This is a genomic window from Sporosarcina sp. FA9, from assembly GCF_051550205.1.
In the GTDB taxonomy this organism is placed as follows: domain Bacteria; phylum Bacillota; class Bacilli; order Bacillales_A; family Planococcaceae; genus Sporosarcina.
Window position 1 is genome coordinate 2,830,396 of sequence record NZ_CP188819.1, and the last position, 23,456, is coordinate 2,853,851.

The window sequence follows — 23,456 nt, forward strand, 5'->3', positions numbered from 1 at the left end:
ATCAGTAGCGCACATTCCCGCACATACTGGCTTTATTGTCCGCAATACTTATAGCTGTGTATTTATAATTAAAATAACTAGGAAGTATATGTCTTACTGTATATATTTATCAGTTATATTAATTATCCAACTAGTGCTCAATATAAAAAAACATAGTCTTAAATGATTTTATAATTATAAGGTCATTTATGTTAAAAATACTTATTAACATCTTTTTAATAATTACCCCAAACTGATTAAAAGAAGAAAAAACAAGTCCATTGCAAACCTTTATAAATAAATACCTAACTCATTCAATCTTTTCTTTAAATACTCAACATCTTTCCATCTCTCTTTTGACGATATTCTCATAAATTTATAACCATTCTCTTTAACTAACTTTTCTTTAATGGCATCATTTTGTTGGTCTCTTATGAATCGTTCTCTTCCTCCAAAATTGGGTACTGGAGTTCTATGTTGTTTTCCATCAAATTCAACGACTAGATTTAGTTCTTTAAAATATCCATCACAATATAGACGTTTTCCTTTTACCCCTATAAGCCACGACCATGATTCGTTTCTTTTATAATCACATTCTATGACTTTCTTGAATATTTCTAAAAATACTTTTTCTGTTACATTTCTTTCTTGTAAAGTATATCCATAGTAACTTGCAACTTCACTCCATCTCAACTTCAATTTCTTTCTGTAAGTCATGTCACTGAATACCGAGTGTTCGTTAAATAATCTTCTCGTTGGATGTGTTCCGTAGTTTGTATAAAAAAAGTCAAATACCTTTTTATATTCAGTTTCCAAAACAGTGTAAGATATAGTATTCTCGATTTGATATTTTCTTAAATTTTCTATTGCAATCTTCTTATATAATAAATCCCTTGAGATTAAATGTCTTTCAAGTTCGTTTTTGTCTTCTATTATAATCTCCAAGACCTCTTCCCATCTTTGCCCTTCAACCCCAAAGTAATCACAATAAATTGATGGCAGAATTTTTCCATATTTAATAAATTGTGAGACTGAGGGTATATCTCCAATTATCTCTTTTACTTTTTTGAAATGTCTTTTCAGAAGGTATTCATTGTACTGACCATTGTAGCTATTATTAATGAATCCCCCAGCCTGTCTAACTTTTTTAATATCGATAACATTTGAAAATGTATACTGTTTTAAATAGGGATGTTCCTTTGTAAACTTAGTGGAATTTGCTTTTCCATTCTTATATGCATGTTTTTTGTATTCGACTACAGCATAGTCAAATAATTCTTCTAGCTTGTCATATCTTTCTAACAAGTCCTTCCAACAAATATTTAATCCCTTAATTATACTTACACTACTTATAGGTGATTGTTCATCAAACCCTTTCTTTGTAAGGTACTTACCACCATCTTTTGTAATACTCAAGAACGCATTTATATAATCTTCACTTCTGTACTTCTTTAAGTGATTTAAGTAATAATTTCTATGGTAATCGTCCATTAGATTGCCTCCTTATTTTTAATACTCAATAAAGTATCCTTCGTTTTTTGCAATTAAAAAACCAGAATGCCTAATGGACATTCTGGTTTTTTAAAAGTATATTGTTTTTCTGTATAAATTAACTTGGTTCCGCTATTCAAAATGCCCACCTACCATAATAAGTTGTATTTCACTAAATTAATTAAATTCATACAATATAAAGCATAGCATTAATGATTAATAAAGTAAATTAAACACCTGTAATCCATATTTCCCAATTGGAATTAGTCTGGGAAATAAATAATAATCCAACTGAACATAAAAGCTTGCTTTTTGTTCAGAAACAACTACAAAGCGAAGCGTGTAGGCGGCAGGCACTTTATGTTACATCTATTATTTTAAATACTAGAAACTATTAATTATAGTTAGTACCATGACACAGGATACTTGTAAACTAGAATGAACACCGAACAAGTCGGTGCCTACTAACGCGCCTAAGCTTCGCTTAAGCTTGTTTATGTGTCGTACGCTGCGCTTAACGTCACATCTGTATATTATTCGTTGTTGTATATTTTTGTAGCCATTATTACGTTTATTTAAACAAAATAATTCTTATTTTATGTTCCCATTCTTTATTTGCACTAGTATTTTTTGTATCCCTTTCTCTTAAGGATTTAATTTTAAAAGACAGACTTTTACTATGTTTTTCTACTGTACTTAGGCAGTACCGTTGCCTAGACACTCCTATAAATGCCAATCGCTTGGTGGCTGATTTGTAATTGCATTTTCTGGGGCTTCTTCGTATACCTCACTATTAAGAAATTTTACAAACAGCTCCCTCATTCTTTTACTTGGGATGTAAACAGATATTTTTTTATCGTCCCTAATACCACTTCTCCATAGCCATTGAACTAATTCAGATAATGCCCAAGTTTCTTCATTAATTACTACATTATTTTGTTCGAAAAAGTCCTTTACTATAGGATTCATGTACCTATTCACGAGATAAGCAAGATAGGTTCTATCCTTATATTGATTGGTTGCACGAGAAGTCATCGGAACAAACGAATTTGCATATCCCTTAGGGGTAACTTTAATCATGATTTTGCCTTTGTCTCCTTTCACTTTATCTCCTTTTATCGTTGTCCACATAACTTCATCTCCTGTGGCCTTGCAAATATTCATTAGGTAATTCCTGGCATTGTTTCTTAGTTTAGTAATGGAGTCTTTATTGGAAGGTTTCTGGAACCAAGCCTTTGAAAAACTATTTCTTTTCTCACCGATATCATTTAGATTTCCATCGTGGATAATAATCCTTTCACGTAGCAGTTCTTTATCATAGACTACTCTTTTATCGTAGGGAACTAATTCATAAATACTCTCAACTACCTTGACAGATAAGTATATATACTTAACCCTGTGCAAGTCGTAATATGCTCTCTGGATTTGCCCACCAAACAGATAAGTTAGAATAAAAACGTTCTCAAATAATAAAAAAATCTCACAAGGGAAGTTCCATATCAGGGCAGATTTATCACCGTACATCAGATTTCCGGTAAATGCCATATTCTTAATGTCATTATACTTAGTATCAGATTCCAGACATTCATTCCAATTTACATAGTTGAGTCCATTTTCCCGTTTAACAATACTCACAGCATTTGCATTAATTAATAGTTTCAAATCGTCTTTTCTTAATCTGATTTGTTCAATTACATTTATGACTTCATCCAAAATTAAAGTGTATTTATTTACACTCAATAGCTCTCTTGTTTGATGATTTGCCATCTGGAATAATGCATGTGTAGTACATATATCTTTACCTTCCCGCAATATATTGTGCAAATCGTCTAGTTTAGTACTGCCATCCCTTGCCATAGGGTCGAAAAATTGTCGATTAGTAACTGCACTTAACACTCTCTCAACTTCTTCTAAGAATGGAGTTACATATATAAATTTATGTGTTTCATTCGGCATACTGTTCATGTATTGAATTGCCCATGAAGTTTTACCATATCCACATGGTGCGTCTACAACATTGATTGTCGTCATTTTTTATTCCCCTTTTTAATTATTTGTTTGGTTGCTTTATACTTGAATATCAATTCTAAATTTTTAATATAGCACCATTTTTACTTCTCCTTGGAAACCAATCTGAATATAAATTTCATAAATACAATAATTGGTTTGGAAATAACCTCTTATATATTAAGGTAGTTTAGAAATGATAAATCACACGAAAACTCTAAAAATGAGTATTATTATTTATTTTTCGTATCGCAAAATATCGAATAGGGGTTTTCGTATTGATTAGTTCCGCCACTGTTGTCAGTTTACAAATCATCATTGCCTGTAAAATAGCCCCCTCCCCTACAAAAAAACGACTACATTATGCGTAGTCGATTGAAAGTTATAGATATTCTCTTAAATCAGATGCGACCTTCTCAACATCTAAGTCTAAATATTGTGTAGTAACTGCCAAATCACTATGGCCAAGTGCTTTCGAAATTAAAGCAATGTTTGCCCCTTTATCTAATAGACCCTTAGCATATCCCCTTCGTATCGCATGTGCATTTATATTCTCTAATCCAAATCGTTTTGCATATTTGTTAAGCTGCTTAGAAATTGCACAATTCGATGATTTAGTAGTGTTCATTTGCAAACCATTTTGCGTAATGAATACACTGTGATTCTCTGTGCTAAAATGTGAGCGGATTCCAGTATTTAATTTGATAAGCATTTTAAGTATATCTGCAAGCTCTCTATCGATTGGCAACTTTAAGAACTTATGGTTTTTCAATGTCGAGCCGTCAAGATTAAGAAAAAGATTTTCAAAGTCGATATGACGCTCCTTAAGCTCACCTAAAGTGCGTATGCGAATCCCCGTTTTACACATCAACTTAATCGCTGCTGCATCCCTAAAGCCAACAAATGAGGTCTGGTCTATGAGTTCTAATAGTTTGTCAATATCAGATTCCTTTGCTCCTTTTTTTACCTCTTTATCGATTTTGATATGAATATTATTCCAAAACTTCTCCTTAATCCAACCATTGTTAAAGAACTTACTAAGAACTGCCTTCGTTGACTTTAATCGAATCAATTTAGTTGCAGGACTAACCTTTAATACATCAAGGCAGTGATAGAGTGTATCCATTGTAATGTCCTCAACATACTTAATTTTGCATGTTGTGCAAAACTGTAAAAAGATGTATTGATAGCTATCTATTGTGCGTGGTCTGTTCCCAGCAATTCTCATTTGTTGAAATATTGTTTCAAGAGCTATTTCAATTTTCATACCTTCTCGTTCTAATGACCTTACTTTCGTTGGCATAATAACAACATCACCACTTACCGCAAATACTCCATGCTTTCTACTTCTAGACATACAAAAAACCTCCCAATCAATTTGTGATTAGCAGGTCTATGAACCATTAAATATAATACTTTTCCTTAGGGAGCAGAAAAGGGATATTGAACAGGAGTTCAACTCCCGTCCAATATCCCTATTCTATAAAACCGTTGATACGACTACATTTATCAGCCATATTTCTATGGAGACGGCGGGAGTCGAACCCGCGTCCAAAGGCCCCAACACTTAAGCGTCTACGCGTATAGATTGTCTACTGGGTTTCGCATATCAATTTGCCGGCAATCAGGGCGTCATGTACGCTATTCTGAGAATCTCTTCCGACTGCCTCAGAAGGCAACAGTCGTCGTATCCCACTAATAAGTGAGCCTTGCAATACCACATGGGCGATGGCACCACAAGGCAGATTCAGTCAGCTTACGCTGCGAATGCTAGGTTGTTGTTTGTTTTGCCTGTTATTATAAGTGCCGTTTCTGACGGAGCCGAGCCCTCCGACGCGCAACTCAAGCTTAGACTACCCTTGTCGAATCCGTAACGTCCCCTAAATGGGAAGGTCAGGACTGCCTATTTAAACGTTCATTAAAAGGCATCTGAACTGTACTACATTGTTTACTATATCCTATTTTTCGGGAAAAATCAAGATTGCTGATTTGCTTTGACAGCACGATCCATATCTCTTTTGGCTTCTTTCTTCTTAAGATCATGGCGTTTATCGTACAACTTCTTACCTTTACCAATCCCAATCAACACTTTTGCAAAACCGTCTTTCAAATACATCATAATTGGAACAATTGTAGAACCTTGTTGTTTTGTTTGTCCAAGCAAATTATCAATTTGTTTCCGATGAAGCAAAAGCTTTCTTGTTCGAACAGGGTCGTGGTTAAAGCGATTCCCTTGTTCATATGGGCTAATATGCATATTAATAATCCATGCTTCGTTATTTCGAATTTGTATAAATGCCTCTCTTAGCTGTACTTTGCCTTTACGTATCGATTTAATTTCAGTACCATTTAAAACAATTCCAGCTTCAATGGTTTCTTCAATAGCAAAATCATGATAGGCTTTTTTATTTCTTGCAACAACATTCCCTTTTCCTTTTGCCATTTACTTCCCCTCCTTACAGGCACTTAACGTAACGTACTGCATGAATCCAAAATCATTTTCTTTTTCTCGTATTTTTTTTGGATTTTTTTGCGGCGCCTTCATAAAACTTCTGCTTTTTACCCGTTGTACCGCTTTTCTTATTACTACTTGATTGAGATGTGGATTTTTTACCATCGTCTTTTTTCCTGCTTGCATGAATCACTTTCGGTGTTTCTCTACTTGGACGATGGAATGACTTTTTCATACCAACCAATTCGAAGTCAATTGCCGATTCTTCAGGTTTTACAGCAACAACCTTGATGGTCACTTCATCACCTAAACGATATTGTTTTCCGGTATGTTCACCAATCATAATCATTTGACGATCGTCGAACCGGTAATAATCATCTGTCATATAACTAACATGAACCAGACCTTCAATTGTGTTTTCTAATTCTACAAACAAACCAAAGTTCGTTACCGAAGAAACAATTCCTTCAAATTCTTCACCTATTTTGTCCAGCATGAACTGAGCTTTTTTCAGTGATTCAGTATCGCGCTCAGCCTCAACAGATCGACGTTCCCGTTCTGAAGTATGTGCCGCAATTTCGGATAATCGTGCACCCCAATGAGCAACTGTTTGTGCAGAAACATCGTTTTCAATTAAGTACGTTCGGATTAATCGATGAACAATTAAGTCAGGATAACGACGTATTGGTGCCGTGAAATGTGTGTAGAAATCTGTTGAAAGTCCAAAATGACCAATACTTTCATCAAAATATTTTGCTTGTTGCATAGAACGTAGAAGCATTGTAGAAATGACAGCTTCCTCTGGTAACCCTTCTATGGATTCAACAATTTCTTGTAATGCACGAGGATGAATTTTGTTTCCAGATCCTTTTACTACTATTCCAAAGTTTGTTAAGAACTCGAAGAAGCGTTGTAGTCTTTCTGCTTTAGGGTCCTCATGAATTCTGTAAATGAAAGGTACTTTCAACCAGTGAAAATGTTCTGCAATTGTTTCGTTCGCAGCCAACATAAACTCTTCAATTAAACGCTCTGATACAGTTCGTTCGATAACAATTATATCCGTTGGCCATCCTTCTTCGTTCACAATTATTTTTGATTCTTTAAAATCAAAATCGATTGCCCCGCGTTCCATTCGTTTGCTTTTCAAAATGTCTGCAAGGTCTGCCATATGGTTAATCATCGGAACGACTTGCTCATATTTTTTCATGAGCTCTTCGTCTTTATGATCCACAATTTTATAGACATCTGTATACGTCATTCGTTCTTTTGAACGGATAACACTTTCAAATATTTCATGGGCGATCACTTTACCACTTTGATTAATGGTCATTTTACAAGACAATGTTAATCTGTCAACTCCTGGATTCAAAGAACAAATTCCATTTGAGAGTCTATGTGGGAGCATCGGAATCACTCGGTCCGTTAAGTAAACGCTCGTGCCACGATCATAAGCAGCAGCATCCATAGGTGAGTTTTCAGTTACATAATAACTGACATCTGAAATATGAACGGACAGGATATAGGTCCCATCATCATTTTTAATAACCGAAATTGCATCATCAAGATCTTTTGCGTCGGCTCCATCAATCGTAACAGCCATTTCTTCTCGAAGATCCCGTCGTTTAAACAAATCCTTTTCCTGAACTTCATCAGGAATCTTATTAGCTTGGTTCAGAACATCTTCTGGAAATTCAACTTCAATTCCATGTTTATGAATTATTGATAATATATCTACACCTGGATCATTACGATGACCTAGGATTTGTGTAACAATCCCCGTTGCGGATTTAGATTCTTCAGGGAACTTCGTGATTTCCACAACAACTTTGTGTCCATCGACAGCTTCTAGCGAATCTCCTTTTCCGATGAATATATCCATTGGAAGTTTTTTATCGTCTGGAATAACAAAGCCAAAACCTTTATTGTCTTGATACATTCCTACAACCTTAGTCGTTTTCCGTTCAACAACACGAATAATGGTTCCTTCTCGTCTGTCTCCTGAATTACTTTTTGTAACACGTACAAGTACGATGTCGCCGTTCATAGCTCCATCTACCTCATTGGGTGGTATAAAGACGTCATCCATGCCTTCTGTTTCTGGTGCGACAAAACCAAACCCTTTTGCATGACCGATAAATTTACCACGCACAAGATTCATTTTTTCGGGAACACCATATCGATTTGATCTCGATCGTATTATATGACCTTTTTGTTCCAGTTGAACAAGCATTTTAACAAGTTCCTTAAACTCATCCGCATTTTCCAACTCCAGCATTTCTTGGATTTCTTGCACAGTTAGCGGTTTATATACTTCTTCTTTCATCATTAACAACAACTTCTGCTGCTGCATTTCAATTTCATATTTATCCAAGTTCATCCCTCCTTCAATTATTTAGCATGGCCTATTTCCTGATTTTTCACACGCTCCAATCGAGTGATTCGAGGAATTTATATATGTCTTCATACAGCATCTCTTTTTCAGGACCAAGCGTAATCACATGACCTGACTTGTCATACCATTTAATCTGTTTCACGACAGATTCCGCATATTCATAAATAACCGTCGCGGACTCGGGTTCAATGACATCATCTAGAGATCCTTGAACAACGAAAAGAGGTGCATAAATAGTATCCACATTCTTCCGTACATCATATACAAGTTCTCGTAAATCAGTAAGTGAAGGCATTTCTTGTAATTGCAATTTCTTCATCTCATCAGCAATTACTTCTTCACTTTTTCGTTCGAATTTCTTATATTCCTTGGCATATTTGAGTACACCGGAATACATTACATCTGTTGTTTTCATTGTCATTGGTGCACACATTGTGATTATGCCCTTTAATGGTATGTTATACCCTAACTTCAATGAAAATACGCCTCCAAGTGACAATCCCGCAACAGCGATTTCGTCATATCCGGCATCTTTTAATTTATTATACCCCTGTAGGACATCTTCCCACCACTCTTCGGGTCCAGTATGTATCAATTCTTCAGGCGGCACACCATGTCCTTTATAATGAGGTGCATGGGATGTGTACCCCTTTTTCTCAAGAAACCGACCAAGCATTCGAACGTCCGCTGATGTGCCAGTGAATCCGTGTAATAGCAAAACAGCCCGTTTTCCTTCTTCAATAAAAAATGGTTTTGGTTGTGATACTCTCATATCGTATCCCTCCGTAAAAAAAACGCCCGACCATACGGAAGGTCAGACGATTGTAATATATTAAATTATGCTTTCATTATGGCGATAGCCAATATAAAAAACAAAACCGCTAGTACTACTGTTACCCTTTGAAGAACCAAATCTAAACCACGTGCTTTTTGTTTTCCGAAAAGCTGTTCAGCTCCTCCGGAGATTGCTCCTGAAAGACCCGCACTTGATCCCGATTGCAATAAAACAACACCGATTAGTGAAAGTGCTACGATTACGAGCAGTATCAACAGTAAAGCATGCATTGTGTTCCACCTCCTGAAAAGAACTTCACAACAAGTTCTATTTTACCAAATTGAGGGGAGAGTTACAAGCTATTGTGAAAATAGAGGCCGTAGAAAAGAGCTATAGGTATATTTTAAAACATTACTGTTTTAACTTTCCAAGATTGTATAATATCGCCACTATCATTTATACATCAGGATAATCACTCGATTAAAGTAAGGTAAATGAAACTTTCAATTTTATGGACTCTCTTGAATTGAAAACCTAATGTGAACTAGGATTATACGACTTTCGCAGTTGAATATATATTTTAATAAATAGTTCAACATCAAATTCTGCAATTACTGTAAATCTACTATTATTTGTACGTGTGTGGAATATAAATTCAATACACCAAACAGTTTGAAGTATCACTTCCAAGTCTCGTGATTACTGCTATGGTTAGGTATATGGAAAAACAGACAACATCATTCTAAGACAAAATGGAATACGTTTTCAAACAATAGAAGGATGGCGAATGTAATAAGGTTCTAGTGGTTTTTACTAACAGTTTACAAATATAAAGAGACATTAATGGAATTGTTTACCTTATTAACATTTCAGATTTAACAACTCAACTTTCGAACCAAATTAATTACGCTTAAAAATAATGACAGTATTTGATCAAACTTTTCAAGAAGGTCTGAAATCAAACTTCTCGTCGAAGAACACCTACAGCAACGGATTGACGATAGGCCAGTAATATCAGCACCTATTAACCGATTTCGACCTGCAATAATTGAGTCATGAGTAAACGCTTAATTATTATTATTATTCTATCCTGCTGTTGTATCGTCAGATTCGATCCCGACGGCAAGCAAAGTCCTTCTGCAAACAACTTTTCACTAACAATAACTCTTTCTTCATGGGGGTAGAACTTGCATGCTTCAAACAAAGGCTGTAAATGAAGTGGTTTCCATACAGGTCGAGCTTCAATATTTTCCAGCTCTAATTTTTTTATCAGATCAAAAGGTGTTATCTGAATTACTTTAGGATCCAATGTTAGTGCCGTCAGCCAACGGTTCGAAAAGGTTCCCTGCAATTCCGGCATAAAATGCACACCAGTAATACTACCTAATGCTTCAGCGTAGCGGTCAAATACCTGACGTCTTGCCTTAACACGCTCATTCAACACTTGAAGCTGCGCGCGGCCAACGCCTGCTAGGATATTGCTCATACGGTAATTATAGCCGATAGTACTATGCTGATAATGCGATGCTAAGTCCCTTGCCTGTGCCGACAAGAACCGTGATCTATCTAATGCATTAAGATCATTGGAAACAAGCATCCCTCCACCTGAAGTCGTTATGATTTTATTGCCGTTAAATGAATAAATGCCAAAGTGACCGAGCGTACCACTTTGCTTTCCCTTATAAAGTGAGCCGAGTGATTCTGCAGCGTCCTCAACAATTGGAACACCAAACTCATTACATATCTCCAGCAATTCATCAAACTTAGCACTTTGACCATATAAGTTAACTACTATAACCGCTTTCGGAAGTTTCCCATTTGCTTGTGCTTCTTCCAATGCACGTGTCAAAGCTATCGGAGACATATTCCAAGTCTCTTCTTCAGAATCGATGAATATGGGTTCCGCCCCTAAATAAAGAATCGGGTTTGCACTTGCAACAAAAGTTAGTGTCGAACAGAATACTATATCGCCTCGCCCAATACCAATGAGCTCAAGCGCCAAATGAATGGCAGCCGTTCCCGACGACAATGATGCTGCCCCTTCAGTTCCTACATAAGTCGCAAACTCCTTCTCAAACTCATCTACGTTCGGTCCAAGAGGTGCAATCCAATTCGTTTCAAATGCTTCGCAAATATACTTTTGTTCATTTCCACTCATATGTGGGGTAGATAATAAAATACGTTCATTCAATTTCCAACCTGCTTTCTATTGTTATTTTATTTATCAGATTTAATATATCACCGTACTTCATCATCACTTTTCCTTCATCTTTGCCTAGTTACCTGTTAAAATACTGTGCCAACTTACCCTAATATCTATACTATAAATTAATATATTCATTTCCTATCTCTACTCCATTAACCTTGGATTATTCTTCTAAAGGAGCCTTGTCTTTTCCAGTAAACATTTCCATTGAAGAAGTGCTTGACTTATTTACCCCTTCTGATTTCACAACTTTAATAATCGTAAGAAACAAGATTTTAATATCCAACCAAAACGAACGATTTTCAACATACCATACGTCATACTCAAACTTTTCTTCCCAGCTTTTTGAGTTTCGACCATTAATTTGAGACCAGCCTGTAACACCTGGCCGTACTTCATGACGCAGCACCTGTCTATCATTATATAAAGGTAAATAATCCATCAGTAATGGCCTTGGACCAACTAAACTCATTTCACCACATAATACATTCCAAAGTTGTGGGAATTCGTCCAAACTTAGCCTTCTTAGAATTTGGCCAAGTGGGGTAGTTCCCATTTCATTTGAGAAGACTTCACCATTTTCATCATACTCATTTGTAATCGTACGAAATTTGTACATGATAAAAGGTTTTGCATACAATCCAGGCCTCTCTTGTTTGAATAAAACTGGTGAACCTGTTTCAAAGCGGATGAGTAGCCCAATCAACAGGAAAATAGGTGATAGAATTACAAGAGCAAATAGGCTGACAATAATATCCAATATTCTAGCCATTTGGAATATCCACATCTCCAATCATTTATAATTTTTAAATAATTCAACCAATAAAATGTTTCATAATGATACGATATGAATTTGATACGTGGAAGTTTTCTTTCAAATACCGTCTTCCATTTCTCCCTAGTACGGGTAGTTTTTCTTTTCCATGTAAGATCTTTTCCATAACAACTATAAACTGTTCCATATCCCCAGATGGTAAGAAATATCCGCAGTCGGCAGCTTTTATTATTTCCTTAAGATTAGTGTTTTTATCCGTAATTGCTAGTACAGGAATCGCATTATCCATATAAATTGTTAATCTTGATGGTATATTTGGAATAGTGAAACGACTATCGAGATAGATTAGCCCTATATCCGATGATTTTACAAGGACATCGTATTGTATTTTAGGGATATATTTTTCTAACCTAATATTAGTAGGTTTGATATCTATTACGTATTTTTCAATTTCACTGTATTCTGTACCAGAACCGACGATCAAGAAAAAAACTTCCCTATTATTCCTGTAGTGATTGATTGTTTTTAGAAGGAACTCAATCCCATGTGGTTTCCCTAGATTTCCTTCATATATGAATAGAGTAGAATCAATGGGAATGCCAAAAGACCGTCTAATTTCATTATCTTTATCATGTTCCACTAAATTACTTGGCAAAATCGTATTTGGATTGACCTCTACTTTCCGTTCTTTTATTTCTATATTGTGTTTCAATAGAAATGTCTTATATCCTTCCCTACAAGCTTCGTTTTCGTTAAATTCTCTGTGCGAACTCTAAGAACAGGAATGCCCTTATGAGAACTAATAGAAATAGCTTTTCCATTTCTTCTTTCTCATTAAAAGACACCTGTAACTTAATGTTCGTCAGCCCTCGCTAAATTTTCTAATGCCAATTCTTACATTATTGAAACCACATGTTAATAGTTCACGATTCTTTTTGTAATCCATTTAGTCAATATTCATCTGAGACGCAATTTCAGATGCTTTTATTTAGTAGTGTTGATATAACAACTTTGTTAAAATTTTTAATTCCTCCAGATGATGATATGATAAAGTATAGTAATAGTATGCAGTTTAAAAGGTTAATTATTATCTTTGCATAACCTGCGCCAATAAACTGCCATCGATCAATGAATAGTATAAACAATATGATTCCTATGGGAGCCAAAATCAATTTCCTATACATTAGTAACTTTGTTTTATTTTGTACAATCATAATAACTGCTAATAAATATGAAAATAAAAGAAAGTAATTACTCCAAATTATTAAGTTTGCAAATTGATAAGCTTCAGTATATTTACCACTTGTTAGCAATGAAATTACAGGTTTTGAAACAATTGTAAACAAAATATTAATAACAAAGATGAAACCAAATACTAATGCAGTTGCCTGAGTAAACTTCTTTATTTTTTTTTGTGATACAAACTTGTAAAAGTCTGGTTCAAAAGCCTGATAAATCGATGATCCTAACATGAAAATAATACCAGCCATCTTTAAACCTATACTATAAAGTGCAAAGTTTTTTACATTATTTTGTCTTTCCAGGATTATACTATCAAGATAAAGTGTTGGAAAATCCAATAAAGCTACTATGATAAGTGGGTAGCCAAAAGCTATGGCTTTTTTTATTATTTGGAAGTCAAATTCGGTTTTTTTATATAATGTTACAAAAGCAAAAACACCAATTATCACCTGTGATACTAATACTCCTGCCATTTTCCCAATTGCACCCAATCCTAGAAGTACAACCAAATATAAACTAATGGATATTGGAATTAAAATGCTGATAGTTTGGAGTGCAAAAAATTTCAAACCTTCTTTTCTCATTTTATATTCAATCCCTAAAAATGCTGCATATGTCATAAAATATATACTAGATAACGATAACAATGCATACGGAAATAAAGGGAAAGTTACTCCGGCTAGTTCGAAATAGGTGAATAATAGGAACAAACCTAAACTAACGAGTATTAAGTTTGATCCACTAAGGAAAAGCATTAAAGTTACCTGTACAGTTTTGTTTTCTTCGGGGGTTCGCTTGAAAAAGTCTTTCATGTAATAAGAATAAAAAGACAGGTTCATAATCGGGAGAAATATTTGGCTTATAGATTCGAAATAACCGATAACAGCAAAATCATGAGAAGTCATATTTCTAGAAAAGATGGGAAAAGTGAAAATATTAATGAGTAGTGCGATAATTGATGGCGCCAAAAAATATAATGAGTTTTTAATATTTTTTAGATTGTTTTTCAAGATTGTTTTTGTATTCGAATGATTCATTCAATTACAACGGCTTTCAATTAGTTCATAATACTTTTTTGCTAGATGTTTATTTTTTCTTCCTTCTACTAATTTTCTACTTACTATTCCATGTTCATTGAATAGTTCAGGGTTATTTATATACGTAGATATGGCATTTACAAAACTTTCTACCCTTAAATCGCATATGAAGCAGTTTTCTTTATCTATGGAGTGTCTTTCCACGTTATTAATTTTATTACTTATAACAATTCCCATTCCTGAAGCCATTGCCTCAATAATTGTTCCATTTCCATTTGAATAAGTAGCAGGAAGAACTAAGATGTCTGCACCTTTATATATTAAGTGCATATTGTCCCAAGAATTAATCTCCCCCAAAAATGAAACATTCTTTATTTTTTCATCATTAATATACTGAATGCATTTTGATTTAAGTGGTCCTTCACTGTTCATTATTAGTTCTGTATTCGGATACATCGAATTTACTTTTCTGAAAACTTTCAATGCAAAAAGGGGGTGATATCTCTCAATTAATCTATTTGCAAAAAGGATTCTGTAATTTTCATCATCTCTTTTTAATCTCATAGGATGCTTAAAATACTCTTCGATATCCTGAGGATAATTAATCGTCGATACTTTTTCCTTATCGAAGCCTATCTCCTTAATAAACTGATCTTTAGCTATAGCACCCATTCCAAGATATAAATCCGCACCATTGAAAGCCTTATTAATATTCCTTAAGGCCTTACTCGAATTTTCTTGTGTCATCAAAGTATCTGATTCATCATAATCATTTTTTACAAACCTTAGTGATTCACTCATAAAAATCACCTTCTTTTTAAAAATTTTTGCATATCTTAATATAAGCCAATGCCAATTCATAAATCCACCAAGAACGATAATATCGGGATTAAATCGAATTAAATCATAAAAAACCCCAAATGAATAATATCCAATCTTTGGTACTATTCCTGACATTTTTAACACTTTACACTTTTCCCCAAGTTGGATTTCCCACCACTTAGGCCGATCAGCTTCTCTTTTTACGTAAAACCAAAACTCCGTATCAAAATAACTTTGTAATGAATAACAAAACTTTACTTGATAGGGCGCTGCCATATTACTAATAAACACTAACTTTTTTTGCATACCTTTCACTCCTTTCGTAAATACTTTCCTTTCAAAATATACCTTTCGTACTTTATTTCCAAAAAAAATCATAAGGAACATAAGGTGAATTTAGATTTAGATTTTTTAAATATAGTAAAATTACTAAAACAATTGAAATGTAATAAAATAAAATTTTCATGTTCTTGTCTTGAAAAGATAAAATGATCTCAGGAATAAAAATTATTATAAAAATAAAATAATAGTAAGCAGCTCTCAAAGCAGAAGGATTTATAAACGTCATGATTGCTAGTAAAATCGAAACTAATAGAAAATTATAATATACTATATTATCTCTATTTTTTTTTATTATGCTTTTAATCTGTATTATTCCCGCAATAAATATAAGAATCATTAAAGTTAATAATGTATAAGGTCCTGCATTTTCGTATGCGGCATATTCATAACCTGAAAAGGTACTTAAAATCCCGAATATGGAATTTTTAAATATATATACTGTTGGAATGAGCATTACAGCAAATATGATATAGGGTGTTGTAAATTTCTTATATGCAATAAAATACGCAGGTAAAAACACTAATGCAGATAAATGAAATAATGATCCAATTAACACTATTAATATGAAAGGTAAAACCTTTCTCTTCTTAATAAATTCGAAACTCAAAATAATAAAACCAAGTGCTACAATCTGTCGCATGCCTGACATAGACAGTGAAAAGAAACCTAAACAAACAAATAGTATGAAGCTTAATATGGGCTCTGATGAATGTTTAAATATCATTCTTCCGACCGCAAAGATGAAAAATAAAGCTATGATTAAAAACAATACAGTGGGGTCATTAGATATTTTAGATATCAAAAACTCTAAAAAGACATATCCCCTTTCAATATCAAAGTTAGAATAAAGAACTTGTTGTAAACTCATGTATGAGTGTGTATTAAAATATGAAATGTAGTTATTTGTATCTGAGCCTACATCATAGCCCCGTAGTCCCGAAATTAATGACAACTGAATGATAATAATTATAAAATACACTTTTTTTAAGGTTGTATTTTTGTACAATTTCAAAAGCAATATTCCTATCATGATGATGGATATTAAGTTGAATAAATATATTATCAATTAGTCCACCCACAGAAAAAGTATTTTAGAAGCACATGATACTTTCCTAATCCAAAGAAAATAGTCAATTAGATCTCGGCATGATTGCGTCGGGAGTTTTCACTCCCTCTGATTGAAATACTTTTCCGGCATTCATCCCCCACTTATAGAAGTAGAGGACTTCTGCCGAAGCAAGTTAAAAAACTTCGGAAGCAAATCATGATGACAGTATCATATATCTATACTAGTTTTCAGTTAACGAAATTATTTGTATTAGGTTGTTTTATTTTACTCCTATACAATGTAATATAATCTTCGTATCTATTATATTTGTCAAAATTATTCTTTGCTCTTTTTATACATTCTTGGCTATAAACACCTTTTCCATTTTTCTTTACTTTTTTTATCGCTCTTTCTAGTTCACTAATATTTCCCCTTTCGACAACAATACCAGTTTTCTTGTCTATTATTTCAGGACTACCACCTGTTCTATAGGTTATAACAGGTGTACCACATGCTAAAGCTTCTATGTTTGTAGTAGGAAAGGTATCTTCAAGTGTTGGATTAACAAAAACATCTGCAACTGAATAAAATTCAGCCAGTTCGTTAATATTTTGGGTTCTTGTAATTCCTGTTATATTCCTGGGTAAACTTCCCTTTTGTTTTTTGGTTAATCCTACTAATATTATAGCTTCATCTCTATTTATTCTTTCAGATAGATCTATAAAATCGTTAATACCTTTTTTTTCATCCCAATTACCGGCCACACCAAGTATGACAAACTTATTTGTTAAGTTATATTTTTCTCTTAGGTTACTTTCCCTTGGTTTGAAAATATTTAAATCTATTCCATTATTTATATTCATGATAGGAAAACCATTTAAAAAAGACTGTTTAACTTTTCCAGAAAGCCATTTAGAAGGAGTAACTATAGTCATATTCTTTACACTAGTAAAGAGTCTTCTCTTATCAATAAACGCCTCATTTGATCGATCGAATATTAAACTATTTGGATAAGAATGTAATTGAGGACAGGATCCACAACCCGTTTTCCACTTTTCACAACCAATGTGATCAAAATGCGCACAATGCCCCGTAAAAGACCAGCAATCGTGTAAAGTCCATATAACTTCAACATTTGCTTTTGAAAGATAATTAAATAGTAATTCAACATTTAAAAAGTGACCGTGTAAATTGTGTAAATGAACAATATCTGGCTTTATTTCTTCTAGTTTATTTACCATTTGTATTGTAGCTAATTCGGAATAAAAGCCATGTTTACCAAGCAATCTCGTTTTTAGTTGATGACTCCTGATGTTGGCTGTTCCTCCAATTTTTATTCCATTAGGATATACTGAATTACCTACACCATAGAGGATATAATTTTTTATATTGCTGTCGTTTAATTTTTTACTTATATCTACAGCTATTCTACCTGTACTACCGACTCCACAAACTGAGTTTATTTGTACTACTTTCATTAGTTTTTACTCCAAACTAATCTATTGGTATCTCCAAGAACTAAAAATGCAGCCGGTTTTCCTACTTCCATAATAAGATCTATTTTAACTGGTATATTTCCAATTGTTTCAACCGCTGTCACTGTAGCTGCATTAAGAAAATAGTCCGGCTTTGTTAAATTAAAATCCTTAAAGACTTCGTTCAATTCATAATCAAAATATTGTCCAGTGTGAACAAGTGTATGTTCAATTGCATTTGATTCTTCTAATTTATTAATAACAGCCGACAATCTAATAATCACTGGTCTCGTTCCCACGTCTGTCATGACTTTTAATTTCTTCATTAGTTATACCTCCACCTCCACTAAATAAGTGTCTGGTTTCTCTGGGTCGAAACATTCATTTCACACATAACGATTACAGGTCTGTTTCGTATGTCAACACTGAATCAAACATTTATTTTAACAGCCTCAAAGGGGAAAAATTCACATGTTAAAACTTGTTTTTAGTGCTGCTGCATGAAAAATAAATCTACAACATGCATAGTGTTTTCTTATGTCAACCTGCTTTTCCTTGTCACATAAGAAGATACGAATTTCTTTTATATCAGTATTTATGAACCTTTCCATTTAAATTTACAGTAGTTACTTTTTTGATAACTCAGCCAAATCAAAATGCAAACCCTCTCTAATTTTCTCAATACGATGATATTTTTCACCGCATTTCTTGGCCTTTTGACCGTAAAATAGAATTAAATTTTGGTCCTTAATAAGCCCCCTCAACCTATCTTCCAAATCATTCAAATCATCTACTACAATTGCTGCATCGTTTTTTTTTAAATAATCAATTGAAGCGGCACCTCCCCAACCGACGGCAAAAATACAACGGCCCCTTTCAAAGTAGTCAACAAGCTTTGTTGAAAAAGATAATCTAGTTAACAACTTTTCCTTAAGTTTCAAAGATTCTACATGAACTAAAATATCAGCTTCATCTTGAACCTTTCTAACTTTATCAGCTTGTATCCCACCCATAAATTTAATACTTCTACTACTCTTAAATGCTTTTTTGACTTTTGACTCTAATTGATTTTGAGAATATATATATATAAGAGCAACATTCTCATTTTTGTTTATCCTATCTAATATATATCCAACTTTAGCTAATGTTTCCCATCGGCCTGAAGTTATATTTCCTGTAAACACTAGTTTTAAAGGAGTATCTTTTATATTGTATATTGGAAGAGATGAATTAAATCGTCCTCCCTTATTTAATACTTTACATTCCCTATTTAGATATTTATCATATTCTTCTTTTTGTTTAGGTATAATCGTATAAACTAAATCACATAATCTTACCGTTTTATCAATACTTCTTCTTGATATCAATTTATTTATCCAGAAAAATGGTGACAAGGAAAAGCACCTTTTGGAGTATATATCATCAACGAAATAAATTGCAGTTTTCTTTTTGGTTATACTAATAACATACCTTTGTATATCGTTCATATATGTTTGTGAGCATGCTAATAAAAAAATTACATCTGGGTTAAAAGAATCTATGAAACCATCTAATTCTTTAGTTTTCCAATTTGTTGTTTTCCATAATAGATTTCTTGCATCCAAAAAAATGTTCCATCTGAATTTTCTGAAAAAGGAATAAATTCTTTCGCCTGTTTCTTGATCCTCTTTAACTTCGCTGGATATGTTACCTTGCAAATAATTAGTAGACAGTTCAACGCCTGTTTTTATATTTTTATTAAAAATACTTTTGATCAGTCTATTTTCGGCAATTTGAAAGTATTTACTACAGACTGAGTTTTCAGGAAGGTCTGTTCTTGTATAAAGCATAGCTATCTTATCTTGAGGCCAGTCACCAAATAAATTTGTATAAGTATTACCTATATTATTAGAATTAGACCAAGTTGCGTCCGAAATTATAAGCACTTTCGGGAAATCTTTATTACTATCCATATATACTCCGCCTTCAATAAATCATTTATAACTGCCTAAAGTACAATGAAAACTATTCATCAGAGACATACTAGTTCTCTTAATAACTAACTACCTTTTGGATTATCTATAGCTATTTGATATGCATACTGCAGATTAATAAGTGAGCTATCAAGATTAAACTTTTCTACAAGGTCAGTATTTTTCCGCCCCATTTTATTTCTTAATGATTCGTTATTTTTCAGTTTTTCAATTGCTTTTGCGAATCCAATAACGTCCAAGGGCCTGCAGCAATAACCAGTTTTACCATCAATTGAATAATCAACAATACCGTGCACATTTGAAGTTATTATTGGTAAACCAGAAGCCATAGCCTCTAGCGCTGCCATGCCAAGACCTTCGCGCCTTGACGGGAAAGCAAAAACATCTGCTGCTTTACAAATATCAGCTATATCTTCTCGGTATCCCAACAGTAATACTTGTTTATCTACCCTTAACTTTTTCGATAAATTTCTAAGGTAGCTTTCCAATGGCCCTTGCCCACATATTATATAAACAATATTAGGGTTATTTAATCTCGCTACAGCCTTAATAATAGTTTCATGATTTTTATTCTTATTTAGTTCACCTACTGAAAGTATTACAAAGGAACTTTCCTCAATATCTAATTCACTACGTTTTATCCATTTATCAACATTCACTAGTCTAATTTTTTTAGTATCAAGTCCGACACCGGGAATATATTCAACACTTTTTGCTTTAAATACTCTCTTCGCCCTATAATAGTCCTCTTTATTAATAGTTATTAGCACATCAGTATACCTTGAAAACCAATATTCAATCGGGTAATATAATAACCAATTTTTAAGTGGTGCGCCTTTAAAAAAATGAAATCCATGAGCAGTATACATCACGCGCACATTATTCATATTTCTACAAGCAAGCCTTACACATATTGAAGCAACAGGTGTATGAGTATGGATAACTTCATATTGTTTATCCTGTATAAGTCCTTTCAGTTTCTTATAAGCTACATAATTATGTTTCGACTTAGGCGAACGTTGGAACTTTATATCAAAGATTTCACAACCCCTATCAGTAAGAATAGGACTTATATCTCTATCAATGTTACAAGCTATATCTACATGATGGCCTTGTTCTAATAAAAGCTTAATGTGCGGTATCATAAAGGCATTAATTGTATTCGACAATGTGGATACATATAGTATTTTCATTTAGACTTTCCCCACACAATTTTATCCACTACTTTTGCATAGCTCTGAATAACCTTAACCACCTTCATCGACACATTTGTATCCTTATAATCATTTGCAATCTGTACTTCCTCTTCGCTGTTCCACATATCCCTAGTCAATTTGACTGCCTGCACAATTTCTTTTTCTGTAATCCCGCCAATCACTATTGTTCCTTTATCCAGCACTTCTGGCCGTTCTGTAGAAGTTCGAATTAATACCCCTGGAAAGTTCAAAATTGCCGATTCTTCTGAAAGCGTTCCACTGTCGGATAGAACAACAAAAGCATTCATTTGTAAATGGTTATAATCGAAAAAACCAAATGGTTTCACTTGCCTAACATTTGGGTGGAATTTAATTCCTCTTTCCTCAATCTTTTTCCAACTTCTTGGATGTGTTGAGTAGATAATCGGCATTTCATATCTTTCCGCAATTTGATTGATCGCATTCATAAGAGTATTGAAGTTTTCTTCATTGTCAATATTTTCTTCTCTATGAGCCGATATTAAGATATACTTTTCTTTCTCAAGCCCCAATTCAGACAACACATTACTTTCCTTAATGCTAACCATGTTTTTGTGTAATACTTCAGTCATTGGTGATCCCGTCACAAATATATGCTCTTTCCTAAATCCTTCGGAAAGTAAATATCTCCGACTATGCTCCGTATATGGGAGGTTAATGTCTGCAATATGATCTACAATTTTTCGATTAATTTCCTCAGGTACATTTTGATCGAAACAGCGATTGCCTGCCTCCATATGAAAGATTGGTATTTTCAATCTTTTTGCAGATATTGCAGATAGGCAACTATTTGTATCACCTAAAATTAGAACCGCATCAGGCATTTCTTTCGCTAATATTTCATAGGACTTTGCAATAATGTTGCCCATCGTATCACCCAAGCTTATTCCAACAGCTTCTAAATAATAGTCCGGTTCTCTTAAACCAAATTCCTCAAAAAAAACCTGATTTAGTGTATAGTCCCAATTTTGACCTGTATGAACAAGTAGATGGTCAAAATAACGATCGCATGCTTTAATCGTTTCGGATAATCGAATAATTTCGGGGCGTGTCCCTACAATCGTCATAAGTTTTAACTTCGACATTTATTGAACCTCCAAAAAATATGTGTCTGGTTTATTCAAGTCGAAGATCTCAGATGCCCAAAACAGTGTAATTAGTTCTGATTCATCTATATTTTCAATTGAATGTGTATAACCTGCAGGAATATCTAATACTTCCGGATTTTCACCATCCACTAAATACTCAACAATCTCGTTTCCGTCAATTTTCCTGAATCGGATTGCTGCTTTTCCCTGAATCACAAGAAACTTCTCCACTTTCGTGTGATGCCAATGATTACCTCTAGTTATTCCTGGTTTTGTCTTAGATATAAATATTTGGCCAGAGCTGTCCGATTTCATAAATTCAGTTAGCCATCCACGGTTATCAACATTTTTCGCTAATTTATATGAAAAATCTTCTTGGTCTAAATAGGATAAGTAAGTCGCATACAGCGCTTTATCAAAATCATGTTCTAAAGAAGGCATAACTAATGATTTTCGATTATTTTTAAATGTAGAAAGTTTCTTTGACAATTCACCAAGAGTTGTTACATATGAAATTGGAACTACGCAAAACGATTCAATTCTTGTTTCGCTGCCAACTAAAGCTCCAAGAAACTCCTTAATTACATCATCAATATAGTTAAGTGTTAGTTTTGACTTCCTATCATGAATTTGAATGTTTTTATCACGTGCAATGTTGAAGCAGAAAGTGGATACTACACTGTTATAATTTGGTTTACCCCATTTCCCAAAAACATTAGTCAATCGGTAAACCATTACTTTAGATTTGTTTTCCATAGCATAGGAAAACACAAGATCCTCTGCAGCTTTTTTACTATTACCATAAGGATTTTCTTCCAATGCCTGAGTAGATGAACTAAATAATACTGGGGATTTATTATTGTTTTTCTCTAGGTATGAAAGCAACGTTTTTGTAAAATCAATGTTGCCATTAACATATTCCTCTACATCTTCAGGTCTATTTATTCCAGCCAAGTGAAATACAAAATCACACTCTTTTGTATAGTAATCAAGTTCACTCAATGAGTTTTCTCTGTTGTAAGTAAATACACTACTGTATCCCTTGTTTTTCAATTCAGCTATCAAGTTTTTTCCAATAAAACCCTTAGAACCCGTTACAAGAATATTCAATATGATC

The 23,456-nt window shown here is 33.7% G+C and carries 18 protein-coding genes, 1 other RNA gene and 2 pseudogenes; all 21 read right to left on the bottom strand.

From position 1 onward, the window contains the following. Positions 1-270 precede the first annotated feature (270 nt). Positions 271-1,470 (bottom strand): hypothetical protein, encoded by a 1,200-nt coding sequence (locus ACP8HH_RS14385; RefSeq protein WP_438312442.1) that lies wholly within the window; start codon positions 1,468-1,470, stop codon positions 271-273. Between the two features lie 723 nt (positions 1,471-2,193). Continuing rightward, on the bottom strand, positions 2,194-3,501 hold the full coding sequence (locus ACP8HH_RS14390; protein WP_438312443.1) for a hypothetical protein: 1,308 nt from the start codon (positions 3,499-3,501) through the stop codon (positions 2,194-2,196). A 358-nt stretch (positions 3,502-3,859) separates the two neighbouring features. Beyond that, positions 3,860-4,834, bottom strand: a complete 975-nt coding sequence (locus ACP8HH_RS14395) for a tyrosine-type recombinase/integrase (RefSeq protein ID WP_438312446.1) — start codon at positions 4,832-4,834, stop codon at positions 3,860-3,862. 164 nt (positions 4,835-4,998) lie between these two features. Next, positions 4,999-5,358, bottom strand: a transfer-messenger RNA (tmRNA) gene (ssrA, locus tag ACP8HH_RS14400). Between the two features lie 94 nt (positions 5,359-5,452). Beyond that, positions 5,453-5,920, bottom strand: a complete 468-nt coding sequence (gene smpB / locus ACP8HH_RS14405; RefSeq protein WP_381536161.1) for an SsrA-binding protein SmpB — start codon at positions 5,918-5,920, stop codon at positions 5,453-5,455. Between the two features lie 52 nt (positions 5,921-5,972). After that, positions 5,973-8,279, bottom strand: coding sequence for a ribonuclease R (gene rnr / locus ACP8HH_RS14410; RefSeq protein WP_438319191.1), 2,307 nt, complete (start codon positions 8,277-8,279; stop codon positions 5,973-5,975). 67 nt (positions 8,280-8,346) lie between these two features. After that, positions 8,347-9,093, bottom strand: a complete 747-nt coding sequence (locus ACP8HH_RS14415; protein ID WP_438312448.1) for an alpha/beta hydrolase — start codon at positions 9,091-9,093, stop codon at positions 8,347-8,349. A gap of 65 nt (positions 9,094-9,158) precedes the next feature. Beyond that, positions 9,159-9,386 (bottom strand): preprotein translocase subunit SecG, encoded by a 228-nt coding sequence (gene secG / locus ACP8HH_RS14420; RefSeq protein WP_438312450.1) that lies wholly within the window; start codon positions 9,384-9,386, stop codon positions 9,159-9,161. A gap of 734 nt (positions 9,387-10,120) precedes the next feature. After that, a complete protein-coding gene (locus ACP8HH_RS14425; RefSeq protein WP_438319193.1) occupies positions 10,121-11,254 on the bottom strand; it encodes an aminotransferase class I/II-fold pyridoxal phosphate-dependent enzyme in 1,134 nt (377 codons plus the stop codon). 211 nt (positions 11,255-11,465) lie between these two features. Beyond that, on the bottom strand, positions 11,466-12,074 hold the full coding sequence (locus ACP8HH_RS14430) for a sugar transferase (RefSeq protein WP_438312452.1): 609 nt from the start codon (positions 12,072-12,074) through the stop codon (positions 11,466-11,468). A 43-nt stretch (positions 12,075-12,117) separates the two neighbouring features. After that, positions 12,118-12,789 carry a glycosyltransferase gene (locus tag ACP8HH_RS14435; protein ID WP_438312454.1) on the bottom strand — a complete coding sequence of 224 codons (672 nt, stop codon included), beginning with the start codon at positions 12,787-12,789 and terminating at the stop codon, positions 12,118-12,120. Between the two features lie 262 nt (positions 12,790-13,051). After that, complete coding sequence (locus ACP8HH_RS14440) at positions 13,052-13,939, bottom strand: lipopolysaccharide biosynthesis protein (RefSeq protein ID WP_438312456.1); 888 nt, start codon at positions 13,937-13,939, stop codon at positions 13,052-13,054. Between the two features lie 417 nt (positions 13,940-14,356). After that, positions 14,357-15,484, bottom strand: coding sequence for a glycosyltransferase family 4 protein (locus tag ACP8HH_RS14445; RefSeq protein ID WP_438312458.1), 1,128 nt, complete (start codon positions 15,482-15,484; stop codon positions 14,357-14,359). A gap of 52 nt (positions 15,485-15,536) precedes the next feature. Continuing rightward, on the bottom strand, positions 15,537-16,550 hold the full coding sequence (locus tag ACP8HH_RS14450; RefSeq protein WP_438319195.1) for an EpsG family protein: 1,014 nt from the start codon (positions 16,548-16,550) through the stop codon (positions 15,537-15,539). 266 nt (positions 16,551-16,816) lie between these two features. Next, positions 16,817-18,046 carry a glycosyltransferase gene (locus ACP8HH_RS14455; protein WP_438312459.1) on the bottom strand — a complete coding sequence of 410 codons (1,230 nt, stop codon included), beginning with the start codon at positions 18,044-18,046 and terminating at the stop codon, positions 16,817-16,819. Between the two features lie 23 nt (positions 18,047-18,069). Beyond that, positions 18,070-18,369 (bottom strand): annotated as a pseudogene (locus ACP8HH_RS14460) (UDP-N-acetylglucosamine 2-epimerase); the annotation flags it as partial. Between the two features lie 107 nt (positions 18,370-18,476). Beyond that, positions 18,477-18,654, bottom strand: a pseudogene (locus tag ACP8HH_RS14465) (polysaccharide biosynthesis protein); the annotation flags it as partial. 15 nt (positions 18,655-18,669) lie between these two features. Continuing rightward, entirely contained in the window at positions 18,670-19,995 is a 1,326-nt protein-coding gene (locus tag ACP8HH_RS14470) for a hypothetical protein (protein ID WP_438312460.1), read from the bottom strand. An 86-nt stretch (positions 19,996-20,081) separates the two neighbouring features. Continuing rightward, positions 20,082-21,209, bottom strand: a complete 1,128-nt coding sequence (locus ACP8HH_RS14475; RefSeq protein ID WP_438312463.1) for a glycosyltransferase family 4 protein — start codon at positions 21,207-21,209, stop codon at positions 20,082-20,084. Continuing rightward, entirely contained in the window at positions 21,206-22,336 is a 1,131-nt protein-coding gene (gene wecB, locus ACP8HH_RS14480; protein ID WP_438312465.1) for a non-hydrolyzing UDP-N-acetylglucosamine 2-epimerase, read from the bottom strand. Before wecB ends, ACP8HH_RS14475 begins: the two co-directional genes overlap by 4 nt. Continuing rightward, a complete protein-coding gene (locus ACP8HH_RS14485) occupies positions 22,337-23,449 on the bottom strand; it encodes a polysaccharide biosynthesis C-terminal domain-containing protein (protein ID WP_438312466.1) in 1,113 nt (370 codons plus the stop codon). Between the last annotated feature and the right edge of the window lie 7 nt (positions 23,450-23,456).